The organism is Pseudomonas sp. NPDC089395, from assembly GCF_044749525.1.
In the GTDB taxonomy this organism is placed as follows: domain Bacteria; phylum Pseudomonadota; class Gammaproteobacteria; order Pseudomonadales; family Pseudomonadaceae; genus Aquipseudomonas.
The window spans coordinates 179013-196886 of record NZ_JBIVID010000002.1 but is presented as its reverse complement, the minus strand read 5'-3'; the positions used below and the strand labels follow the sequence as shown (position 1 = coordinate 196886).

Here is a 17874-nt window from a genome sequence, read left to right as displayed (position 1 = left end):
TGGAGTATGCGCGCCTATCGCGTAGCCATTGATTTGATCCTGATCCATCCATAACACAGTGCTGCTCCCATCCCCGCGCCCGCGATGACTAGGCACATCGGCCGCGGCGAGCCGTCAGCCAAGGCACCGACCAGCGCACTGAACGCTGCTCCCATTGCGAACTGCATCGACACCGCCAACCCGGCGGCGGCTCCTGCATTGGCTGGGAATAACTTCAAAAGACTGGCAACGCAATTCGCCCCCATAAGACCGGTGACACTGACGTACAGCACGACCAGTAGGACAATGCCCTCCAAGCTCCGAACTCCTGCGCTCCCCAAAAAGCCCAATCCCAATGCCGCCACCGTGATGATTGCCGCGCCGACACCGAGCATTGCCAAAGGGCCATACCGGCCGACCAGTCGGGCGTTCAGCAAGGTAACCACAATTACTCCCGCGATGTTGAGGGCAAATAGCAATCCGTAGTCGCGAGGCGAAACGTCGAAGTAGACGATGTAGACATAGGGCGAAGCGGTAATGAACGCAAACATTCCACCGAACGACAAACCCATGCACAGGATTAACGCCAAGGCTCGAGAGTTGCGTGCAATCTGCCAATAAGCAGCCACCGCCGCTCGGAACGTTCCCGCTCGTCTTTCGACAGGATGTGTTTCGGGAATGAACAGCAGGCTTGCGCTTAGGCAAATAGCGGCGAAACAGAAAAGCCCCGCAAAAATTGCTCGCCAGCCGTCTAGCAACATCAGGAAGCTCCCAGCGAGTGGAGCGACGAGAGTGGCGAGCATGGTCACCAGATGCATCAGCGAAAGGATCCTGGCCGACTCGTTGAGCGGAAAGATGTCACGCACGATAGTTCGCGCCAGTACCGAGGCGGCAGCTCCGCCCACTCCCTGAAGGAAACGCCAGGCGATCAGTTGCTCCACGCTTCCCGCCGCCATGCAGCCGATAGTTGCGGCTAAGTACAGCACCATCCCCCATAAAAGGACTGGCCGGCGTCCATAACGGTCGGCACAAGGGCCATGGAAGAGCATTCCGATACACAGCCCGGCGAGGAAAACGCCGATCGTCATCTGCACGCGACCCGTGTCGGCAGTTAGGTCTTGAGCGAGGCTGGGTAGGCTTGGCAGATAGGTATCGATGGACAACGGGGCAAACGCCACTAACGCAGCCAGTAACACGATCAGACGACTAGGATGGGTCAAGCGAACGCTCCGCAGGTCAAATTCGATAATATCTTAACATTCTAGGTGCTCCAGCCCGAATTTGTTAATATATTAATTAGAAATCCACGTGGAATTTTTGACCTTGTTCCTTACCGTGATCGACCAAACCCCTGTGCACGAGCACTACACCTCAGGTACCGCACCTGCGGCCTCTCTGGAGCTGGCCCAGGCCTGTGATCGTTTGGGCTTCCACCGATACTGGTTGGCCGAGCATCACAACAGCATCCAGTTCGCTGGAGCCGCTCCAGAAATCCTACTAACCCGTATCGCTAGTGCCACTCAGCGCATGCGCGTGGGCAGCGGCGGCGTAATGCTCAGCCATTACAGTGCCTACAAGGTCGCGGAAACTTTCGCCTTACTCGGCAGCCTGTTCCCCGGGCGCATTGACCTTGGCATCGGTCGTGCTCCAGGCGGCAGCCACCTGAGCAGTATCGCGCTGGCGGCGCCAGGCGAACTCCTCGGGCACGATCACTTCCCGCAGCAGGCGGCCGAACTTTGCGCGTTCCTGCGTGGCAAGTTCCCCGCTGATCACCCATATGCTTCCCTAACTTGCCAACCGGAGGCAGGGACGCTGCCTTCGCTGTGGATGCTCGGCTCTGGTGGTGGCAGCTCAAATCTTGCAGGTCAGCTGGGTATGGGTCTGGCCCTGGCGCAATTCATTGCACCCAACACCTGCTCTCCAGGCATCTTCGAGCATCACGTTCGGGCATGGCGCCAGGCCGGCAATGACGAAACGCCGCCGCGCCTGTTGGCTTTAGCAGTTGTTTGCGCAGATTCGGACGAAGAGGCGCGCTTTCTCGCTGGCACGGCGGTGTATCGCAAGATGAGTGCAAGGCACGGCGCGCGTGAGCCATTGCTTAGCCCGGAACAGGTACAGCAGCGATATTCGCGCATGAGTTTGGAGGTGCGCTGCGAGTATGCGCAGACACTCGACGCAATGGTCGTCGGGTCAGCGCACACCTGCCGCAGCAGAATCGAAGCTTTCGCTCGGGATTATGACTGCAAGGAGATCGGAATCGTTACGGTTACCCACCGCTTCGAAGACCGTAAGCGCAGCTATGAGTTGATCGCGTGCCGTTAAGGGGCGATGCGCTTGAGGTCGTTCAATAGCCCTAACAATTGCTGCAGCTTGTCTTCTCCAAGCTGCGCCTGGATCTTGCGGTAGTTGGCCTCCATACCTTCACGCATCGCACTGAAGCATGCCTGGCCACTGTCAGTCAGGGTCACGAGTACTCGCCGCTGATCCTCAGCGGCCTTGCGCCGGCTGACCATCCCATCACGCTCCAAGCGCCCAAGAACTCCCGTCATACTCGGTTTTAGGATGCATGCTAAATGCGCGAGCTGATGGCTTTCCAATTCGCCTTCCTGATGCAAGATGCGAATCACCCGCCATTGTTGCTCAGTCAGGTCGTGATCGTTAAGAAGAGGCCTGAAAAATGCCATGGCTGCCTCTCTCGCTTGGAGCAGGCTTAACGTCAACGAGGGTTGTGTCTTGATCATCGTTGGGCTCTGTGCTGATAGAGACTGCTATGGAGATAGGCGCCGCGCGGCACGATAGCAACCTACCTCCACCCTGTGGAAAGTGCAATCTGATCTACGGAAAACCCATTCAAGCCTTGTCGGCAAGCTGCGAGCATCAGTGACAAACAACTACAACGCCCCGCAGGTGTGCCCACGTGGTCAATTCACTGCAACTCCGATTGCCGCTGCCGGTACTCACCAGGCGAGATCTGGGCATAGCGATTGAAAAAACGGCTGAAGTAGGCGGGATCCTTGAAGCCAAGCTGGTAGCAGATTTCATTCACCGAGCTTGCGGAAAACAACAGCAATCGTCGAGCCTCCTGCATCAGTCGCTCCAGCACCAAGCGCTTGGATGGCAGGTCAGCGATCCGTCGACAAACATCATTGAGACGCGCCTCAGTGACCCCGATCTGCTGGGCGTAGCGCGCCAGGGGCCAATGCTCCAAGTAATGCACTTCGATCAGTGCGTTGAAACGGTGAAAAATCTTCAGGTCTTCATGACGGGCTGTCGTGGACTCCTGCGAGTTAGGGCACAACCGCAGCAGGCTGATCATAACCAGCCGGGTCAGCGACTGGAGCGCTGCATCTCGGCCGGGATGAGAGCTTGCGAACTCATCACTAAGCGCCTCCAGCCAGCGCTCCAGGCGTCTGGCCTCAGCTTGATCGGATGCCGGTACCTTCGCCAGTGCCACGCAGGCAGGTCGCGCCTGAACGCCGGCAGGCAGAAGGCTGGCATCGGCCTCGATCAACTGCCAAACCAGTTGCTGACGCACCGTCAACACATGCCCGTCGCTATCCGATTCGGTGACGAAAGAATGCGGCACAGTCGGCGGTGTGAGGAAAAACATCGGCCCCGACTCGATGAACTGCTGGTCATCCAGATACACCCGTACCGTGCCCGATTTCACGTAATGCACTTGGAAGAACCGGTCATGCCGGTGGACGGGCATGTTGCGGCCAAAAAAACCCGCCAGGTTACCGAGCCGGTCGTAGTGCACCTCGCTGTCACTGTATCGCTGGTCGTAAACCTGACCGATGTTGATGTTCGGGATGGGGTGCCGATCGCTCATCACTGCTTACTCGCTAGCCGTTTGACCGAGTTAACCATGACCCATAGTGCACCCGCTGGGAAGCGGACACTACAGGATGGAACCTTGACGTTCGTTAACATCTTAATTATAACGTTAACACATTAACAATCTAGCTGGGGAGGATCTGCTCCCCATCACTGCCAGGAGAGAAGCATGAGCCATGCGTTGCATGACGTTGCGAACGGCACCGTGTTCGGCGTAGCGCTGAACTACAACGGTCTGCTGCAGCAGCGTCTGGCTGAGTTCGAACAGCCCCCTTACAAACAGGCCCCGGTCAAGCCGGTGCTGTTCATCAAGACGCCGAACACCCGTAACGCCCATGGTGCCAACGTGATTCACCCCGCCGGCGAGCGTCTGCAACCGGGCCCGGCGCTGGGCGTGGTGATTGGCAAAGACGCCAGCCGGGTTAGCGCCGCCGACGCCTTGGGCCATGTGGCCGGCTACACCATCGTCAATGAATACAGCCTGCCGGAAGACAGCTACTACCGCCCTGCGGTCAAGGCCAAGTGCCGCGATGGCTTCTGCGCGATCGGCCCAGATCTGGTGCCGGTGGCGCAAGTCGCCGATCCGCATCAGCTGACCTTGAAGCTCTACGTGAACGGCGCTGTGGTGCAGGAAAACACCACCGCTAACCTGGTGCGCAGCATCCCGCAACTGATCGCCGAACTGAGCGAGTTCATGACCCTGCATGCAGGCGATGTGCTGATCACCGGCACCCCGGAGGGGCGCGTGGACGTGCTCCCGGGAGACCACGTGGAAGTCGAGATCACAGGCCTGGGTCGCCTGGCCAACACCATCGTTGCCGAGTCGGGGGAGCCTGCATGAAACACGCGCGTATCCGTTATGAGGGCAGCGTCCACGCTGTCACCGTCGAAGCCGACAACGCCGTGCGCCTGGCCGATGGCCGGGTGCTCGACGAAAGCCAGGTCGAATGGCTGCCACCGGCCGACGGCAGCATGTTCGCCCTGGGCCTGAACTACGCCGACCATGCCCGCGAACTGGCGTTCGCCCCGCCCACCGAGCCGCTGGCCTTCATCAAGTCGCCGGGCACCTACACCGGCCACAACCAGGTGACCTGGCGCCCGGACAATGTCGAGTACATGCACTACGAGTGCGAGCTGGTCGCGGTCATCGGCAAAGCGGCGAAAAACGTCAGGCGCGAGGATGCCCTGGACTACGTGGCCGGCTACACCTTGTGCAACGACTACGCCATCCGCGACTACCTCGAGAACTACTACCGCCCCAACCTGCGGGTGAAAAACCGCGACGCCACCACCCCGGTCGGCCCGTGGATCGTCGATGCCGCCGATGTACCCGACGTCAGCAACCTGAAGCTGCGCACCTGGATCAACGGTGAGCTGAAACAGGAAGGCACCACCGCCGACATGATCTTCGACATCCCCCACCTGATCGAATACTTCTCCAGCTTCATGACCCTGCAGCCGGGCGACATGATCGCCACCGGCACGCCGGAAGGCCTGGCCGACGTGGTGCCGGGCGACGAAGTGGTGGTGGAAGTGGAAGGCGTCGGCCGCCTGGTCAACCGCATCGTCAGCGAAGCTGACTTCTTCAAGAACAACAAGGCATGAGCAGCATGATCAAGCACTGGATCAATGGCCGTGAGGTCGAAAGCAAAGACACCTTCGTCAACTACAACCCGGCTACCGGCGACGCCATCTGCGAAGTCGCCAGCGGCGGCGCCGAGGAAGTCGCCCAGGCCGTGGCCGCGGCGAAAGAAGCCTTCCCGAAATGGGCCAATACCCCGGCCAAAGAGCGCGCACGACTGATGCGCAAGCTGGGTGAGCTGATCGACCAGAACGTGCCGAAACTGGCCGAGCTGGAAACCCTCGACACCGGCCTGCCGATCCACCAGACCAGGAACGTGCTGATCCCGCGCGCCTCGCACAACTTCGACTTCTTCGCCGAAGTGTGCACGCGCATGGACGGCCACACCTACCCGGTCGACGACCAGATGCTCAACTACACGATGTACCAGCCGGTCGGCGTGTGTGGCCTGGTGTCGCCGTGGAACGTGCCGTTCATGACCGCCACCTGGAAGACCGCGCCGTGCCTGGCGCTGGGCAACACTGCGGTACTGAAGATGAGCGAGCTGTCACCGCTGACCGCCAACGAGCTGGGCCGCCTGGCCGTCGAGGCGGGCATCCCCAATGGCGTGCTCAACGTGATCCAGGGCTACGGCGCCACGGCTGGCGACGCCCTGGTGCGCCATCCGGATGTACGCGCGATCTCCTTCACCGGCGGCACTGCCACCGGCCGCAAGATCATGCAGACCGCTGGCTTGAAAAAGTATTCGATGGAGCTGGGGGGCAAATCCCCGGTGCTGATCTTCGAGGACGCCGACCTCGAGCGCGCCCTGGACGCTGCACTGTTCACCATCTTCTCGCTGAACGGCGAACGCTGCACCGCCGGCAGCCGCATCTTCATCCAGGAAAGCGTGTACCCGCAGTTCGTTGCCGAGTTCGCTGCACGCGCCAAGCGCCTGATCGTCGGTGATCCGACCGACCCGAAAACCCAGGTCGGCTCGATGATTACCCAGCAGCACTACGACAAGGTCACTGGCTACATCCGCATCGGTATCGAAGAAGGCGCTCGCCTGGTCGCCGGTGGCCTGGAGCGCCCGGCTAACCTGCCTGCGCACCTGGCCAAAGGTCAGTTCATCCAGCCCACCGTGTTCGCCGACGTGAACAACAAGATGCGCATCGCCCAGGAAGAGATCTTCGGCCCGGTAGTCTGCCTGATCCCGTTCAAGGACGAAGCCGAGGCGCTGCAACTGGCCAACGACACCGAGTACGGCCTGGCCTCGTACATCTGGACTCAGGACATCGGCAAGGCTCACCGCCTGGCCCGTGGTATCGAAGCAGGCATGGTGTTCATCAACAGCCAGAACGTGCGCGACCTGCGTCAGCCGTTCGGTGGTGTGAAAGGCTCCGGTACCGGCCGCGAGGGTGGGCAGTACAGCTTCGAAGTGTTTGCCGAAATCAAGAACGTCTGCATTTCCATGGGTAGCCACCACATCCCGCGCTGGGGCGTGTGACCGTTTTCCCTGAGTACCGGGCGGGCTTCTGTTCTGACGACTGCGACCTCGCTTGGTGCTCTGGGATCTATAAGAATAAGGAGTCTGATCATGGGTAAAGTGGCGCTCGCAGCCAAAATCACTCACGTGCCCAGCATGTATTTGTCCGAACTGCCTGGGCCCCGCCAAGGCTTTCGCCAGGCCGCTATCGATGGACATCACGAAATCAGTCGCCGTTGCCGTGAGCTGGGCGTCGATACGATCGTTGTGTTCGATACCCATTGGCTGGTCAATGCCAATTATCACATTCTCTGCGGAGAGCGATTTGAAGGGGTCTATACCTCCAACGAGCTGCCGCATTTTATCAGCAACATGCCCTACGCATTCCCTGGTAACAAAGAGCTTGGGCTGATCCTCTCCGATGCCTGCAATGCTTTTGGTGTTGAAACCATGGCCCACCATGCCACCACGCTGGGCCCTGAGTACGGCACCCTGGTACCAATGCGCTACATGAACCAAGACCAGCACTTCAAGGTGATCTCGGTCTCGGCTCTGTGCACGTCGCATTATCTGGCTGACAGCGCCCGCCTTGGTTGGGCCATGCGCAAAGCCGTGGAAGACCACTACGACGGCACCGTTGCGTTCCTTGCCAGTGGCTCGCTGTCGCACCGTTTCGCCCAGAACGGCCAGGCCCCGGACTTCGCCACCAAGGTGTGGAGCCCGTTCCTGGAAACCCTCGATCACCGGGTGGTGAAAATGTGGGAAAGCGCCGAATGGGCAGACTTCTGCGCAATGCTCCCCGAGTACGCCTCCAAAGGTCATGGCGAAGGTTTCATGCATGACACGGCGATGCTGCTCGGAACCCTCGGCTGGTCGAACTATGACGGCGAGGCTGAGGTAGTGACCCCGTACTTCGGCTCTTCGGGAACTGGCCAGATCAATGCCATCTTCCCGGTCACCCCCCAGGACGGTTCGGCGATTCCGCAACCGCAGGCGGCTAATCCGGCCAACGTTGCTTCCACCAGTCGCCTGTAACCCACCCGTTCGCAACTGGCCGTCCCCGCGATGGCCAGGTGCTTCTCGCTGAGGATGCCTTCATGCCACACCTGGTTCTGCTCTACACCCCTGACCTGGAAGCCGATGCCGATATACCCGGGCTGTGCCGCGCCCTGGCCGACTGCATGCTCGAACAGCACGACGAAACCGGCAAGGCCGTGTTCCCCACCGGCGGCACCCGCGTGCTGGCCTACCCCGCCACCCATTGCGCGGTGGCTGACGGCAAGGGCGAGTACGGCTTCCTGTACGCCAACCTGCGCATGGGCAGCGGCCGCAGCCGCGAGGTGCACAAGGCGGTCGGCGACAACCTGCAACAGGTACTCAAACAACGCCTGGACGGGCTGCTGCAACAACGCCCGGTCGGCATCACCCTGCAGATCGATGAAAGTGCCCAGCAGGTCTACGACGCCAAACAAAGCACCTTGCACCCGCTGTTCAACCGCCCGGCCTGAACCCAGGCCGCCCGTTGCCTCATCACACAACAAGTACAAAAACCATGAGCACACTCGAACATGCCTCGCCGGCGCCAACCCAGGCTGAACTGGCCGACGCCACCCACCGCACGATTACCTGGCGGCTGATGCCTCTGCTGCTGGTCTGCTACCTGTTCGCCCACCTCGACCGCATCAATATCGGCTTCGCCAAGATGCAGATGAGCCAAGACCTGCAGCTGTCCGATACGGTCTACGGCCTTGGCGCCGGCCTGTTCTTCATTGCCTATGCGCTGTTCGGCGTGCCCAGCAACCTGATGCTGGAACGCGTCGGCCCGCGTCGTTGGATCGCCACGCTGATGGTGGTGTGGGGATTGCTGTCCACCAGCATGCTGATGATTGAAAGCAGCAGTACCTTCTACCTGCTGCGCTTTGCCTTGGGCGCGGCCGAGGCCGGCTTCTTCCCGGGCATCCTGGTCTACCTCAATCGCTGGTACCCCGCCGGGCGCCGGGCCCAGGTCACCGCCCTGTTCGCCATCGCCGTGCCGCTGGCCGGCGTGGTGGGTGGGCCACTGTCCGGGGCGATCCTCGCCTTCATGCACGACAGCGCCGGGCTGCGAGGCTGGCAGTGGATGTTCCTGCTCGAAGGTGCGCCGGTGGTGGTGCTGGGCCTGGTGGTGCTTGCGGCACTGCCGGAACGCTTCGAGCAGGTGCACTGGCTCGACGACCGGCAGAAGGCGGCGCTGCGAGCCCAGTTCGGCTGTGAAGAGCAGCGCAAGACGGTCACCTCCCTGGGCGGCATCCTCATCAGCCCGTCCATCTGGCTGCTGGTGGCTGTGTATTGCGCGGTGATGCTGGCGGTCAACACCCTGGCCTTCTGGATGCCCAGCCTCATTCATGGTGCCGGCATCGGCAGCGACGCCAGCGTCGGCCTGCTCAGCGCCCTTCCCTACCTGGCCGGCTGCGTGTTCATGCTCGCCTGCGGGCGCTCCAGCGACCGCCAGCGCGAACGCCGCTGGCACCTGTGCGTACCGCTACTGATGGCCGCCTCCGGCATCGCCATCACCGGCCTGGCACCGCTGCAACCCTGGCCGGTTTTGGCCGGGCTGATTCTGGCGGGCATGGGCGCCAGCGCTGCGCTGCCGATGTTCTGGCAGTTACCACCGGCTTTTCTCAATGCCCGCACCCAGGCCGCCGGCATCGCCCTGATCAGTTCGCTGGGCAGCATCGCCTCGTTCGCGGCGCCCTACTTCATCGGCTGGGTGCGTGACACCACACAAAGCGCCAGTCTTGCGCTGTACGCCCTGGCCGTCTTCATAACCCTCGGTGGCCTGCTGGTGCTGCGCACCCGGGCCGCCATCGTCAACCCTTGAATCCAGAGATCCCCACCATGCTTGATAACGCATTCATCCAGCAGGCTGCCGAGCGCCTCGACCAGGCCGAACGCTCGCGCGAGCAAGTTCGCCAATTCTCCCTAGAGCAACCAACTATCACCATCGAAGATGCATACGCCATCCAGCGTGCCTGGGTCGCGAAGAAGATCGCGTCTGGTCGCAAGCTGGTCGGCCACAAGATCGGCCTGACCTCGCGCGCCATGCAGGTGTCGTCGAACATCACCGAGCCCGACTACGGCGCGCTGCTCGACGACATGCTGTTCGACGAAGGCAGCGAGATTCCATTCGAGCGCTTCATCGTGCCGCGAGTCGAAGTCGAACTGGCATTCATCCTCGGCAAGCCGCTCAAAGGCCCCAACGTGACCGTGTTCGACGTCCTGGACGCCACCGAATGGGTGATCCCGGCATTGGAAATCATCGATGCCCGCATCCAGCAGGTCGACCCGCAGACCCAGGCCACGCGCAAGGTCTTCGACACCATTTCCGACAACGCCGCCAATGCCGGCGTGGTCATGGGCGGGCGGGCCGTGCGCCCCACCGAGATCGACCTGCGCAAGGTGCCGGCGGTGCTCTACCGCAATGGCGTGATCGAGGAGTCGGGGGTCAGCGCCGCCGTGCTCAACCACCCGGCAAAAGGCGTTGCCTGGCTGGCCAACAAGCTGGCCGCTTACGACATCACCCTGGAGCCTGGCCAGATCATCCTCGGCGGCTCGTTCACCCGCCCGGTGGCTGCGCGCCCCGGCGACACCTTCCACGTCGACTACGACCTTCTCGGCTCGATTGCCTGCCGGTTCATCTGAGGAGCTCGCCATGGACATGCCCATCAACACCTTCAAGCAACGTCTGCGCAGCGGCCAGGCGCAGATCGGCCTGTGGCTAGGCCTCGCCGATGCCTACTGCGCAGAACTTGCCGCCAATGCCGGCTTCGACTGGCTGCTGATCGACGGCGAACACGCGCCCAACGACCTGCGCGGCATGCTCGCGCAGTTGCAGGCGGTAGCGCCGTACCCGAGCCAGCCGGTGATCCGCCCGGTCATCGGCGATACCGCGCTGATCAAGCAGGTGCTGGATATCGGTGCGCAGACACTGCTGGTACCCATGGTCGAGAGCGCCGAACAGGCACGCCAGCTGGTCAAGGCCGTACACTACCCGCCTAAGGGTGTGCGTGGCGTGGGCAGCGCCCTGGCGCGGGCCTCGCGCTGGAATAGCATCCCGGGATACCTCGACCAGGCTGACGCGCAGATGTGCCTGCTGGTGCAGATCGAGAACATGGAAGGCCTGGCCAACCTGGACGAGATCGTCGAGGTCGACGGCGTCGATGGCGTGTTCATCGGCCCTGCCGACCTCAGCGCGGCCATGGGCCACCGCGGCAACCCCGGGCACCCGGACGTGCAAGTGGCGATCGAGGACGCCATCGTGCGCATCGGCAAGGCGGGCAAGGCGGCGGGGATTCTCAGCGCCGACGAGAAGCTGGCGCGGCGCTATATCGAGCTGGGTGCGGCCTTCGTTGCGGTCGGGGTCGATACCACCGTGCTGATGCGTGGATTGCAAACGCTCGCCGGCAAATTCAAGGATACGCTGGTGTTCAGCAGTGCTGGTGGTGGTGTTTACTGACACCACATCGCGCGCACAGACAGAGTGCGATGAACAAGACGAAAACGGCGCCCAATGGGCGCCGTTTTTTTGCAGTGTTCAGAAGAATTACAGCTGAATGATCGCCTTCAGCACAGTCTTGAAGTTCTCGATTTGCTCAGGATTGAATCGGTCGAAAACTTTCTCTTGTTGCTGTTGGGCAATACTCCAGAGAGCTTCGGTCTCATCAATACCCTTGATCGACAAGCGTACCCGGCCTTCATCGTCGGCGATCAAACCCTTACGCTTTAGGTTCGCCACCGCCTCGTCGATTTCACGCGCAGGCATCGCCACCTCGCGTTGCAGGTCATTCAGGCTCAGACCTGCATCGTTCTCCAGAACCATCAACATGCGCGCTTCGCTGGTACGCAATCCGGTGGACAGTTGACGTGGCTGATAGTCGGCCTGGTAAGCGCGCAGTGCCTGTGTCATCAAGTAATACAGGTTATACTGCAAGCGGCCTTGAAAACTGCTGCTCGGTGCAAGCCCTTCGGTACGCTGAGTCATACGAGTGTGTGGGAGTACCATGGAATAGGCACCTTGGTGGTACAGCAGCGGCGAGCGTCCAAAGTCGTCAAAAGCTACTACCTTGCCCACCAAGATCCAGTGATCCCCGCCGTCGAGTTGCTGGTGCTTTTCGCATTGGAAACGCGCTGAGCAATCGACAAGCAGAGGCGCGCCACCGGCCCCCTGCTCGTAATCAACGCCTGCAAAGCGGTCATCCTTGGGGCGTGCGAAGTTATTGGACAGATCGATCTGATCAGCCGCGAGGATGTTCACGGCAAAGTGCGAAGCCTCCTCGAATACCTCATGGCTAGTGGAGCGTTTGTCGATGCTCCAGAGGATCAGCGCCGGCTCTAGTGATACCGAATTGAAGCTGTTCGCAGTAACACCGACCTTCCGGCCGCTAGGCCCAGCAGCGGTAATCACTGTTACGCCAGTCGCGAAATTACCCAGCGCTCGGCGGAAGGCACGGGTGTCGAAATCAGCAGGGTTTACAGTTTCATTAGACATGCAAGACTCCCAGGCAGGCCAGACGGCCTACCCTGTTCATTATTGTGGTTGTGTGGGGATATCAGCCTGAAGCGGCTTAGACCATCGCTGGGTCGGGTTCCAGCCCCATCAGCTCACGCCCCAGAATTTGTGCGCATACGTCGTAGTCGGTATAGGCGTGGGCGCCAGTCAAGTGCGAATCACGGAAGAGTCGTTGCAGCTCGTTCGTTTCGAACCAAGCACCGCCACCGGCAGCTTCCATCAGCCGATCGACCGCTTGGATGCACAGCTTCACTGCATATCCTTGGTTGGTGCGCCAGAATGCAAGCGTGCCGCGCGATGGGTATTCGTGGCGCTCGCTGTGTTCGGCAATCTCATCCCAGCTTTTTTCCAAGAGTGCGCGAGCAGCCGCGACCTGATGGGTGGATTCGGCGAGGCGCATCAGCGCTGGCGTTGCGGCGCCGACCGCGGCCCCCGTATAGGCGCGTACGCGATTACGGGTCTTCTCGCGGAAGACCTCGAGCATGCGCTCGGCGACGCCGAGGCTGACTGTCGAGAATCCACTGGCGAAGTATGGACGGTAAGGGGTGAAGAAGATCTTGCTGTCCGGGTACAGTCCGAAACCTGCCGACTTGCCTTCCATCATATCCTTGGCTTTCTGGATACGGTGCTCAGGCACAAATGCATCCTTAACGATTAGTGTCTTGCTACCGCTGCCGCGCATACCGACCGCGTACCAGTCATCACGAATCTCATAGTCACTGCGCGGCAGTAGCGCGAAACAGTAATCCTGGGAGCCTTCGGCGTTAGGCCTGCGGAATCCAAGAATGGCCCACTCGGCGTGATCACAGCCGGAGCTCCAGCCCATCTCGCCGCTGAAGCTCACACCACCTTCTACTTCTTCGGTACGACCGAAGGGTGCGATGCTGCTGCTGGCGGTGGCATCAGGGTTGCTGCCCCATACCTCTTCCTGCAGCTTTGATGAGAACATCGCCATCTGATGGCTGTGGGTGCACAGCAAGCTCATCGCCCATGCAGTGCTGGCACAGGCACCGGCCAGCAGTGCAATGCACTGAGCAAACTGTGGTAGGGATATCTCCATCCCACCATACTGCTTGGGCAGGAACGCACGGTGCAGGCCAATGCTCTTGAGCAAGGCGATGTTCTCTGCGGGGACGCTGCGATCCTGCTCCGCCCGAAAGGCGTTGGAGGCAATGGACGGCAGAACAGCTTTGAGGTCTTCCAGCAGGGGGTTTGGCTTTTTCATGAACTGTCTCTTTATTATTGGATAGTCAGCGCGCATGCCCAATGCAGAATTGGGCAGCCGAGAAATCTCGATGACAGTTTCAGTATGTGTCGCTGGACGTGGTCGAGAAATGCACGTTCCGAGGGGAAAATTGCACTTTCCATGAGACGCTTGCCTGGAATAACCAAGGCGCGACGCTCTCGAATTTCAGGAATGGTAAAGCGTGATGCAAAGTCATCACATGCTCTTGGTGTAGCGATCGCACAAGCGCCAACTCTTAACGTGGCACGTGCTATGGCCCTTGATTAGGCGACCGACGATGTCAGGCAGGCAGAGTTGTGATAGCCAAGACTTTGCCTCCAAGAACAGCTTTCAGTGTAGACATTGGTAAGCCAGAAATCGCAGGCTGAACCCTGCCAAGTGCATCGGTACCTGGCTAAGCTACGGGCGCTTCACGGCTTTACCTTCTTCATCTCCTCGAGCAACTGCATCAGATGCTGGAGCTTCTGCTCGCCGAATTGACTTAGAATTTTCTCGTAATTTCGACCCATTTCCTCACTCATCGCCAGGAATGCCTGATGCCCCTTTTCGGTCAGGCTTATGAACACGCGACGCTGGTCTTCAGCTGATTTGCGCCGGCCCACGATGCCATCGCGCTCAAGACGCTTGAGTACGCCCGTCATGCTGGGTTTGAGAATGCACGCTGCCTCAGCCAACTGGTGGCTTTCCAGTTCTCCCTGCTGACGCAAGATGCGAATGACGCGCCATTGCTGTTCAGTGAGGTCATGGGCATTGAGCGCGGGGCGGAAGAACGCCATCGTGGCTTCGCGCGCCTGCAGTAAGGTGAGCGTCAGGGAGGGTCTTGGTGTGCTCATGCGTACCTAGGCATAAGTGATGAAATGTGCAAAGCATTATGCCACTGCAGGCTCATTAATACATTAACAATTTTTGGGGTTCAGCTTTCACGATAATGCGGATTGCTTCCACTGGGCCTCATGGCCTTACCGTAGCACGCGAGAAGCCTTAAGCAAGACAGGCAAAGCAATCTCGGCAATACAGAAGATCCAACTAATCGATAGCAAGAACGCAACATTTGACGAAGCATCAAGTAGTGCTAAATGCTCTTTATTACCTACCACTGAGCTCTTTCAGAATATTTATTTTAAAGTTCAGCTTCTTTTACAGAGACCAACCGAAACCTGGTCACACTCCCTAACTTTCGCTTAGATGTTTCAGCCCTGGCAACCACCATCCCCTTAAGCCACGGAAAACCGATCTGACGTGCCCTCTGTGCTCATCCACACTGAAAGACAGCGAGACTCAAAAGCGCAGCCAGTTTAGTTAATCAATTGTAGGACGCATTTAGTAAGTGAGTTGACTGAAAGTCGTCAATGAGTGATCAGAACTCAATTTCATAGGATTGATTGAACGGTCAACCAATTTTGAGCGTTCATGCTAGTTAGTTAGAAATCAACGACCCGGAACACACACACTGAACCCTGAAGCCTAGAGAATACGGGGCATTCAGCATAGGCACCTCACATACCTGCTAGGCTCGGGCGGCATACTTCATATGGGTCACAAGGGTAGGCGGCTGAAGTCAGCGTGATTGACTGGCACTTTTCGCACCCCAAAGTGATTACCTGTGCCACCTCAAATCAAGTCCTAGTGCTGTCGTGAGAAATGTAACTTCTTGCTTCCCCTGCGTTTTTGCACGTACATTTTTTTCGCGCGTCGCGTTAACACCATCTCTCAAGCCAGATGATCCTTCTGCTCAGCAAGGAATTGGCTCTATGAAGGTAATAAAAATGAGCGAAGTATCCCCTGCAACAAAACGAACTTGGCCCGCCTTGTTCGGCTTTATTCTGCTACTGTGCGGTTTAGCTCTGTTAATTGGCGGAGTCCAACTTCTTAAATTAGGCGGCTCTGGGTATTATGCATTCGCCGGAATCGTGTGCCTTGTCAGCGGCTATCTCCATGTGAAAGCAAGGCGCTCCGGATTCTGGGCATTTTGCGTACTGTTTATCGGTACCCTCCTATGGGCCCTTACAGAGGTCGGGCTACAGTTCTGGCCACTTGTGCCACGTCTGTCTGGTGTATTGGTACTGGCAGTTCCAGCACTGCTAATCGCCCCTCATCTCTCCGGCCCAACCTCACCCACCCGCCCTTGGTACAGTGCGGCAGCAGTTATGGCGGTCGCCGTCATTGCAGGGTTCGCTGCGATGTTCGTGCCCCATGGGGTGATCAGCGATCCGCAGGAAGTGACAGTCAATCCATCCGCTGAAACCTCTGCCGCCAGCGACTGGGCCGCCTATGGCCGAACCGCTGCAGGCACACGTTTCGTTCCAGCTGATCAGATCAACAAAACTAACGTAAGCAAGCTAAAGGTTGCCTGGACTTTTAGAACTGGTGAGCTGCCAGTTAACGGCTCTGAGTATCAAAATACTCCTCTACAGGTTGGAGATACTTTATATGTGTGCACTCCGCTCAACCGTGTGATCGCACTGAACGCTGATACGGGGGAGGAGCGCTGGCATTTTGATCCGAAGGTGCAGAGCAACGGTAAATGGCAGCGTTGCCGCGGTGTGAGTTACTTCGACGTCAGCATCTCGCCCGCTGGAGCGAGCGTGAACGCTTCGGTAGATCAATCATCCCAAGCTTGCAGCAAACGGATTATTACCAGCACCGTGGATGCACGGCTGATCGCGCTGGATGCCGCCACTGGCAAACCATGCGAGGAGTTTGGCGATAAAGGCAGCGTCGATTTGAAGCGCGGCTTGGGCCAAATAAAAAATGCTTTCTACGTTCCGACTTCGGCGCCGACCGTGGCAAAAGGGCTGATCCTTGTCGGTGGTTGGGTGTACGACAATCAGGAAGTGAGCGAACCATCGGGCGCCTTCCGTGCCTTCGATGCCCGCACCGGCAAGATCGCCTGGGCATGGGATGTAGGTAATCCGAATCTGCAGATGCCCCCGGCAGAAGATTATCAATACACCCGCGGCACTCCTAACGTCTGGAGCACGCCAGCTTTCGACGAAAAATTGGGCCTGGTTTACCTCCCGACTGGCAACGCGACTCCGGATTACTACGGAGGCAAACGGCGTGATTTCGATGAGGAGAATTCATCCTCTATCGTGGCTCTCGACATTGCCACCGGCAAGATCGCATGGCGTTTCCAGACAGTTCACCATGATCTCTGGGACTATGACGTTCCCGCGCAACCAGCGCTGTACGACATTCCTGCACAGGATGGGAGCAAGACACCGGCCTTGGTGCAAGTAACTAAGCGGGGCCAGATTTTCGTGCTTGACCGTCGCAACGGAAATCCAATCCGAAAGGTTGAAGAGAAGCCTGTACCGCAAGGCGCAGCGCCAGGTGATCACCTGGCGCCTACACAACCGTACTCAGTGGAGATGCCAGTCATCGGCGTCAAGCGTCTCCAAGAGGTAGACATGTGGGGAGCGACGATCTTTGATCAGATGCTGTGCCGGATAACGTTCAAGAGCGTCCGGTACGAGGGTGACTTTACTCCTCCTCGGCCCGAGTCCACAGGGCTGCAGTTCCCCGGCAACTATGGCGGTATGAATTGGGGCAGCGCATCGATCAATGAAGATACCGGCACACTTATCGTCAATGACATTCGTCTTCCGCTGCTTACGACTCTGGTCGAGCCGCGCGCAATCGGCGATGCACAAAGCACCGGCGTTCATGACGGCAAAAACCTCTATTCGCCACAAGCAGGACTTCCGTATGCAGTGGTGACCTCTCCGTTCATGTCCCCACTCGGCATTCCGTGTATCGCTCCGCCGTTCGGGACGGTGTCAGCGGTTGATCTCAATACCGGAAAACTACAATGGCAGCGGCCAGCAGGTACAGTGCGTGATATCCGCATGGCGAACGTTCGCGTCAGCCTCCCAGTACCACTAGGCATGCCTACATTGGGCGGGTCATTCACCACGCGCTCTGGTCTGGTTTTCCATTCCGGCACACAGGACTACTACCTGAGGGCTTATGACCAGACGTCTGGTGATGAGCTCTGGAAAGCAGAACTGCCGGTTGGCTCCCAAGCAACACCGATGAGCTACGTTTCGCCTCAAACCGGTAAGCAGTATGTCGTGGTAGTCGCTGGCGGAACGCGCCAGTCCCCTGACCGCGGTGATTACGTGATTGCCTATTCTTTGCCTGATCAGTAAGCGCTCGGTAGAGGGTGCATTGGTTGACCAATTGCACCCTCCTGCCCCTAGGCATCAGGTTTG

16 protein-coding genes are annotated in these 17874 nt (G+C 59.1%); 10 read left to right on the top strand and 6 right to left on the bottom strand.

What is annotated here, in order from left to right; all coding sequences use genetic code 11:
- Positions 1–14 precede the first annotated feature (14 nt).
- Entirely contained in the window at positions 15–1199 is a 1185-nt protein-coding gene (locus ACIPZG_RS05895; RefSeq protein WP_400639506.1) for a Bcr/CflA family multidrug efflux MFS transporter, read from the bottom strand.
- An 88-nt stretch (positions 1200–1287) separates the two neighbouring features.
- Here ACIPZG_RS05895 and ACIPZG_RS05890 point away from each other — a divergent pair, with 88 nt between their 5' ends.
- Entirely contained in the window at positions 1288–2301 is a 1014-nt protein-coding gene (locus ACIPZG_RS05890; protein WP_336085001.1) for an MsnO8 family LLM class oxidoreductase, read from the top strand.
- Here the strand turns inward: ACIPZG_RS05890 and hpaR (ACIPZG_RS05885) are convergent.
- On the bottom strand, positions 2298–2720 hold the full coding sequence (gene hpaR / locus ACIPZG_RS05885) for a homoprotocatechuate degradation operon regulator HpaR (RefSeq protein ID WP_336084999.1): 423 nt from the start codon (positions 2718–2720) through the stop codon (positions 2298–2300). The genes ACIPZG_RS05890 and hpaR (ACIPZG_RS05885) overlap by 4 nt on opposite strands.
- Before the next feature lie 185 nt (positions 2721–2905).
- A complete protein-coding gene (hpaA, locus tag ACIPZG_RS05880; RefSeq protein WP_336084997.1) occupies positions 2906–3811 on the bottom strand; it encodes a 4-hydroxyphenylacetate catabolism regulatory protein HpaA in 906 nt (301 codons plus the stop codon).
- A 174-nt stretch (positions 3812–3985) separates the two neighbouring features.
- Here hpaA and ACIPZG_RS05875 point away from each other — a divergent pair, with 174 nt between their 5' ends.
- From ACIPZG_RS05875 to hpaI, 8 genes are all read left to right on the top strand, one after another.
- A complete protein-coding gene (locus tag ACIPZG_RS05875) occupies positions 3986–4657 on the top strand; it encodes a fumarylacetoacetate hydrolase family protein (protein ID WP_336084995.1) in 672 nt (223 codons plus the stop codon).
- The gene (locus ACIPZG_RS05870) at positions 4654–5421 is read left to right on the top strand and encodes a fumarylacetoacetate hydrolase family protein (RefSeq protein ID WP_336084993.1); all 768 of its coding nucleotides are present in this window, start codon (positions 4654–4656) and stop codon (positions 5419–5421) included. Before ACIPZG_RS05875 ends, ACIPZG_RS05870 begins: the two co-directional genes overlap by 4 nt.
- 5 nt (positions 5422–5426) lie before the next feature.
- Entirely contained in the window at positions 5427–6887 is a 1461-nt protein-coding gene (hpaE, locus tag ACIPZG_RS05865; protein ID WP_336085082.1) for a 5-carboxymethyl-2-hydroxymuconate semialdehyde dehydrogenase, read from the top strand.
- A 90-nt stretch (positions 6888–6977) separates the two neighbouring features.
- Entirely contained in the window at positions 6978–7901 is a 924-nt protein-coding gene (gene hpaD, locus ACIPZG_RS05860) for a 3,4-dihydroxyphenylacetate 2,3-dioxygenase (protein ID WP_336084991.1), read from the top strand.
- A 62-nt stretch (positions 7902–7963) separates the two neighbouring features.
- A complete protein-coding gene (locus tag ACIPZG_RS05855; protein ID WP_336084989.1) occupies positions 7964–8374 on the top strand; it encodes a 5-carboxymethyl-2-hydroxymuconate isomerase in 411 nt (136 codons plus the stop codon).
- A gap of 44 nt (positions 8375–8418) precedes the next feature.
- Positions 8419–9726, top strand: a complete 1308-nt coding sequence (locus ACIPZG_RS05850; RefSeq protein ID WP_336084987.1) for an MFS transporter — start codon at positions 8419–8421, stop codon at positions 9724–9726.
- A 17-nt stretch (positions 9727–9743) separates the two neighbouring features.
- Positions 9744–10547 carry a 2-oxo-hept-4-ene-1,7-dioate hydratase gene (hpaH, locus tag ACIPZG_RS05845; protein ID WP_336084985.1) on the top strand — a complete coding sequence of 268 codons (804 nt, stop codon included), beginning with the start codon at positions 9744–9746 and terminating at the stop codon, positions 10545–10547.
- A 10-nt stretch (positions 10548–10557) separates the two neighbouring features.
- Complete coding sequence (gene hpaI / locus ACIPZG_RS05840) at positions 10558–11361, top strand: 4-hydroxy-2-oxoheptanedioate aldolase (protein ID WP_336084983.1); 804 nt, start codon at positions 10558–10560, stop codon at positions 11359–11361.
- Between the two features lie 87 nt (positions 11362–11448).
- Here hpaI and ACIPZG_RS05835 read toward each other — a convergent pair whose 3' ends face one another.
- The 3 genes from ACIPZG_RS05835 to hpaR (ACIPZG_RS05825) form a co-directional block, all read right to left on the bottom strand.
- The gene (locus ACIPZG_RS05835) at positions 11449–12393 is read right to left on the bottom strand and encodes a p-hydroxyphenylacetate 3-hydroxylase reductase component (RefSeq protein ID WP_336084982.1); all 945 of its coding nucleotides are present in this window, start codon (positions 12391–12393) and stop codon (positions 11449–11451) included.
- A 76-nt stretch (positions 12394–12469) separates the two neighbouring features.
- Positions 12470–13639, bottom strand: a complete 1170-nt coding sequence (locus tag ACIPZG_RS05830) for a p-hydroxyphenylacetate 3-hydroxylase oxygenase component (protein WP_400639509.1) — start codon at positions 13637–13639, stop codon at positions 12470–12472.
- Between the two features lie 431 nt (positions 13640–14070).
- A complete protein-coding gene (hpaR, locus tag ACIPZG_RS05825; protein WP_336084980.1) occupies positions 14071–14493 on the bottom strand; it encodes a homoprotocatechuate degradation operon regulator HpaR in 423 nt (140 codons plus the stop codon).
- A 933-nt stretch (positions 14494–15426) separates the two neighbouring features.
- Here hpaR (ACIPZG_RS05825) and ACIPZG_RS05820 point away from each other — a divergent pair.
- Positions 15427–17811, top strand: a complete 2385-nt coding sequence (locus ACIPZG_RS05820; protein ID WP_336084978.1) for a membrane-bound PQQ-dependent dehydrogenase, glucose/quinate/shikimate family — start codon at positions 15427–15429, stop codon at positions 17809–17811.
- Positions 17812–17874 lie beyond the last annotated feature (63 nt).

Excerpts from the sequence above, each read along its gene's own strand:
- hpaR (WP_336084999.1), bottom strand. The coding sequence starts at position 2,720 with ATGATCAAGACACAACCCTCGTTGACGTTAAGCCTGCTCCAAGCGAGA.
- hpaA (WP_336084997.1), bottom strand. The coding sequence starts at position 3,811 with ATGAGCGATCGGCACCCCATCCCGAACATCAACATCGGTCAGGTTTAC.
- ACIPZG_RS05875 (WP_336084995.1), top strand. The coding sequence starts at position 3,986 with ATGAGCCATGCGTTGCATGACGTTGCGAACGGCACCGTGTTCGGCGTA.
- ACIPZG_RS05870 (WP_336084993.1), top strand. The coding sequence starts at position 4,654 with ATGAAACACGCGCGTATCCGTTATGAGGGCAGCGTCCACGCTGTCACC.
- hpaE (WP_336085082.1), top strand. The coding sequence starts at position 5,427 with ATGATCAAGCACTGGATCAATGGCCGTGAGGTCGAAAGCAAAGACACC.
- hpaD (WP_336084991.1), top strand. The coding sequence starts at position 6,978 with ATGGGTAAAGTGGCGCTCGCAGCCAAAATCACTCACGTGCCCAGCATG.
- ACIPZG_RS05855 (WP_336084989.1), top strand. The coding sequence starts at position 7,964 with ATGCCACACCTGGTTCTGCTCTACACCCCTGACCTGGAAGCCGATGCC.
- ACIPZG_RS05850 (WP_336084987.1), top strand. The coding sequence starts at position 8,419 with ATGAGCACACTCGAACATGCCTCGCCGGCGCCAACCCAGGCTGAACTG.
- hpaH (WP_336084985.1), top strand. The coding sequence starts at position 9,744 with ATGCTTGATAACGCATTCATCCAGCAGGCTGCCGAGCGCCTCGACCAG.
- hpaI (WP_336084983.1), top strand. The coding sequence starts at position 10,558 with ATGGACATGCCCATCAACACCTTCAAGCAACGTCTGCGCAGCGGCCAG.
- ACIPZG_RS05835 (WP_336084982.1), bottom strand. The coding sequence starts at position 12,393 with ATGTCTAATGAAACTGTAAACCCTGCTGATTTCGACACCCGTGCCTTC.
- ACIPZG_RS05830 (WP_400639509.1), bottom strand. The coding sequence starts at position 13,639 with ATGAAAAAGCCAAACCCCCTGCTGGAAGACCTCAAAGCTGTTCTGCCG.
- hpaR (WP_336084980.1), bottom strand. The coding sequence starts at position 14,493 with ATGAGCACACCAAGACCCTCCCTGACGCTCACCTTACTGCAGGCGCGC.
- ACIPZG_RS05820 (WP_336084978.1), top strand. The coding sequence starts at position 15,427 with ATGAGCGAAGTATCCCCTGCAACAAAACGAACTTGGCCCGCCTTGTTC.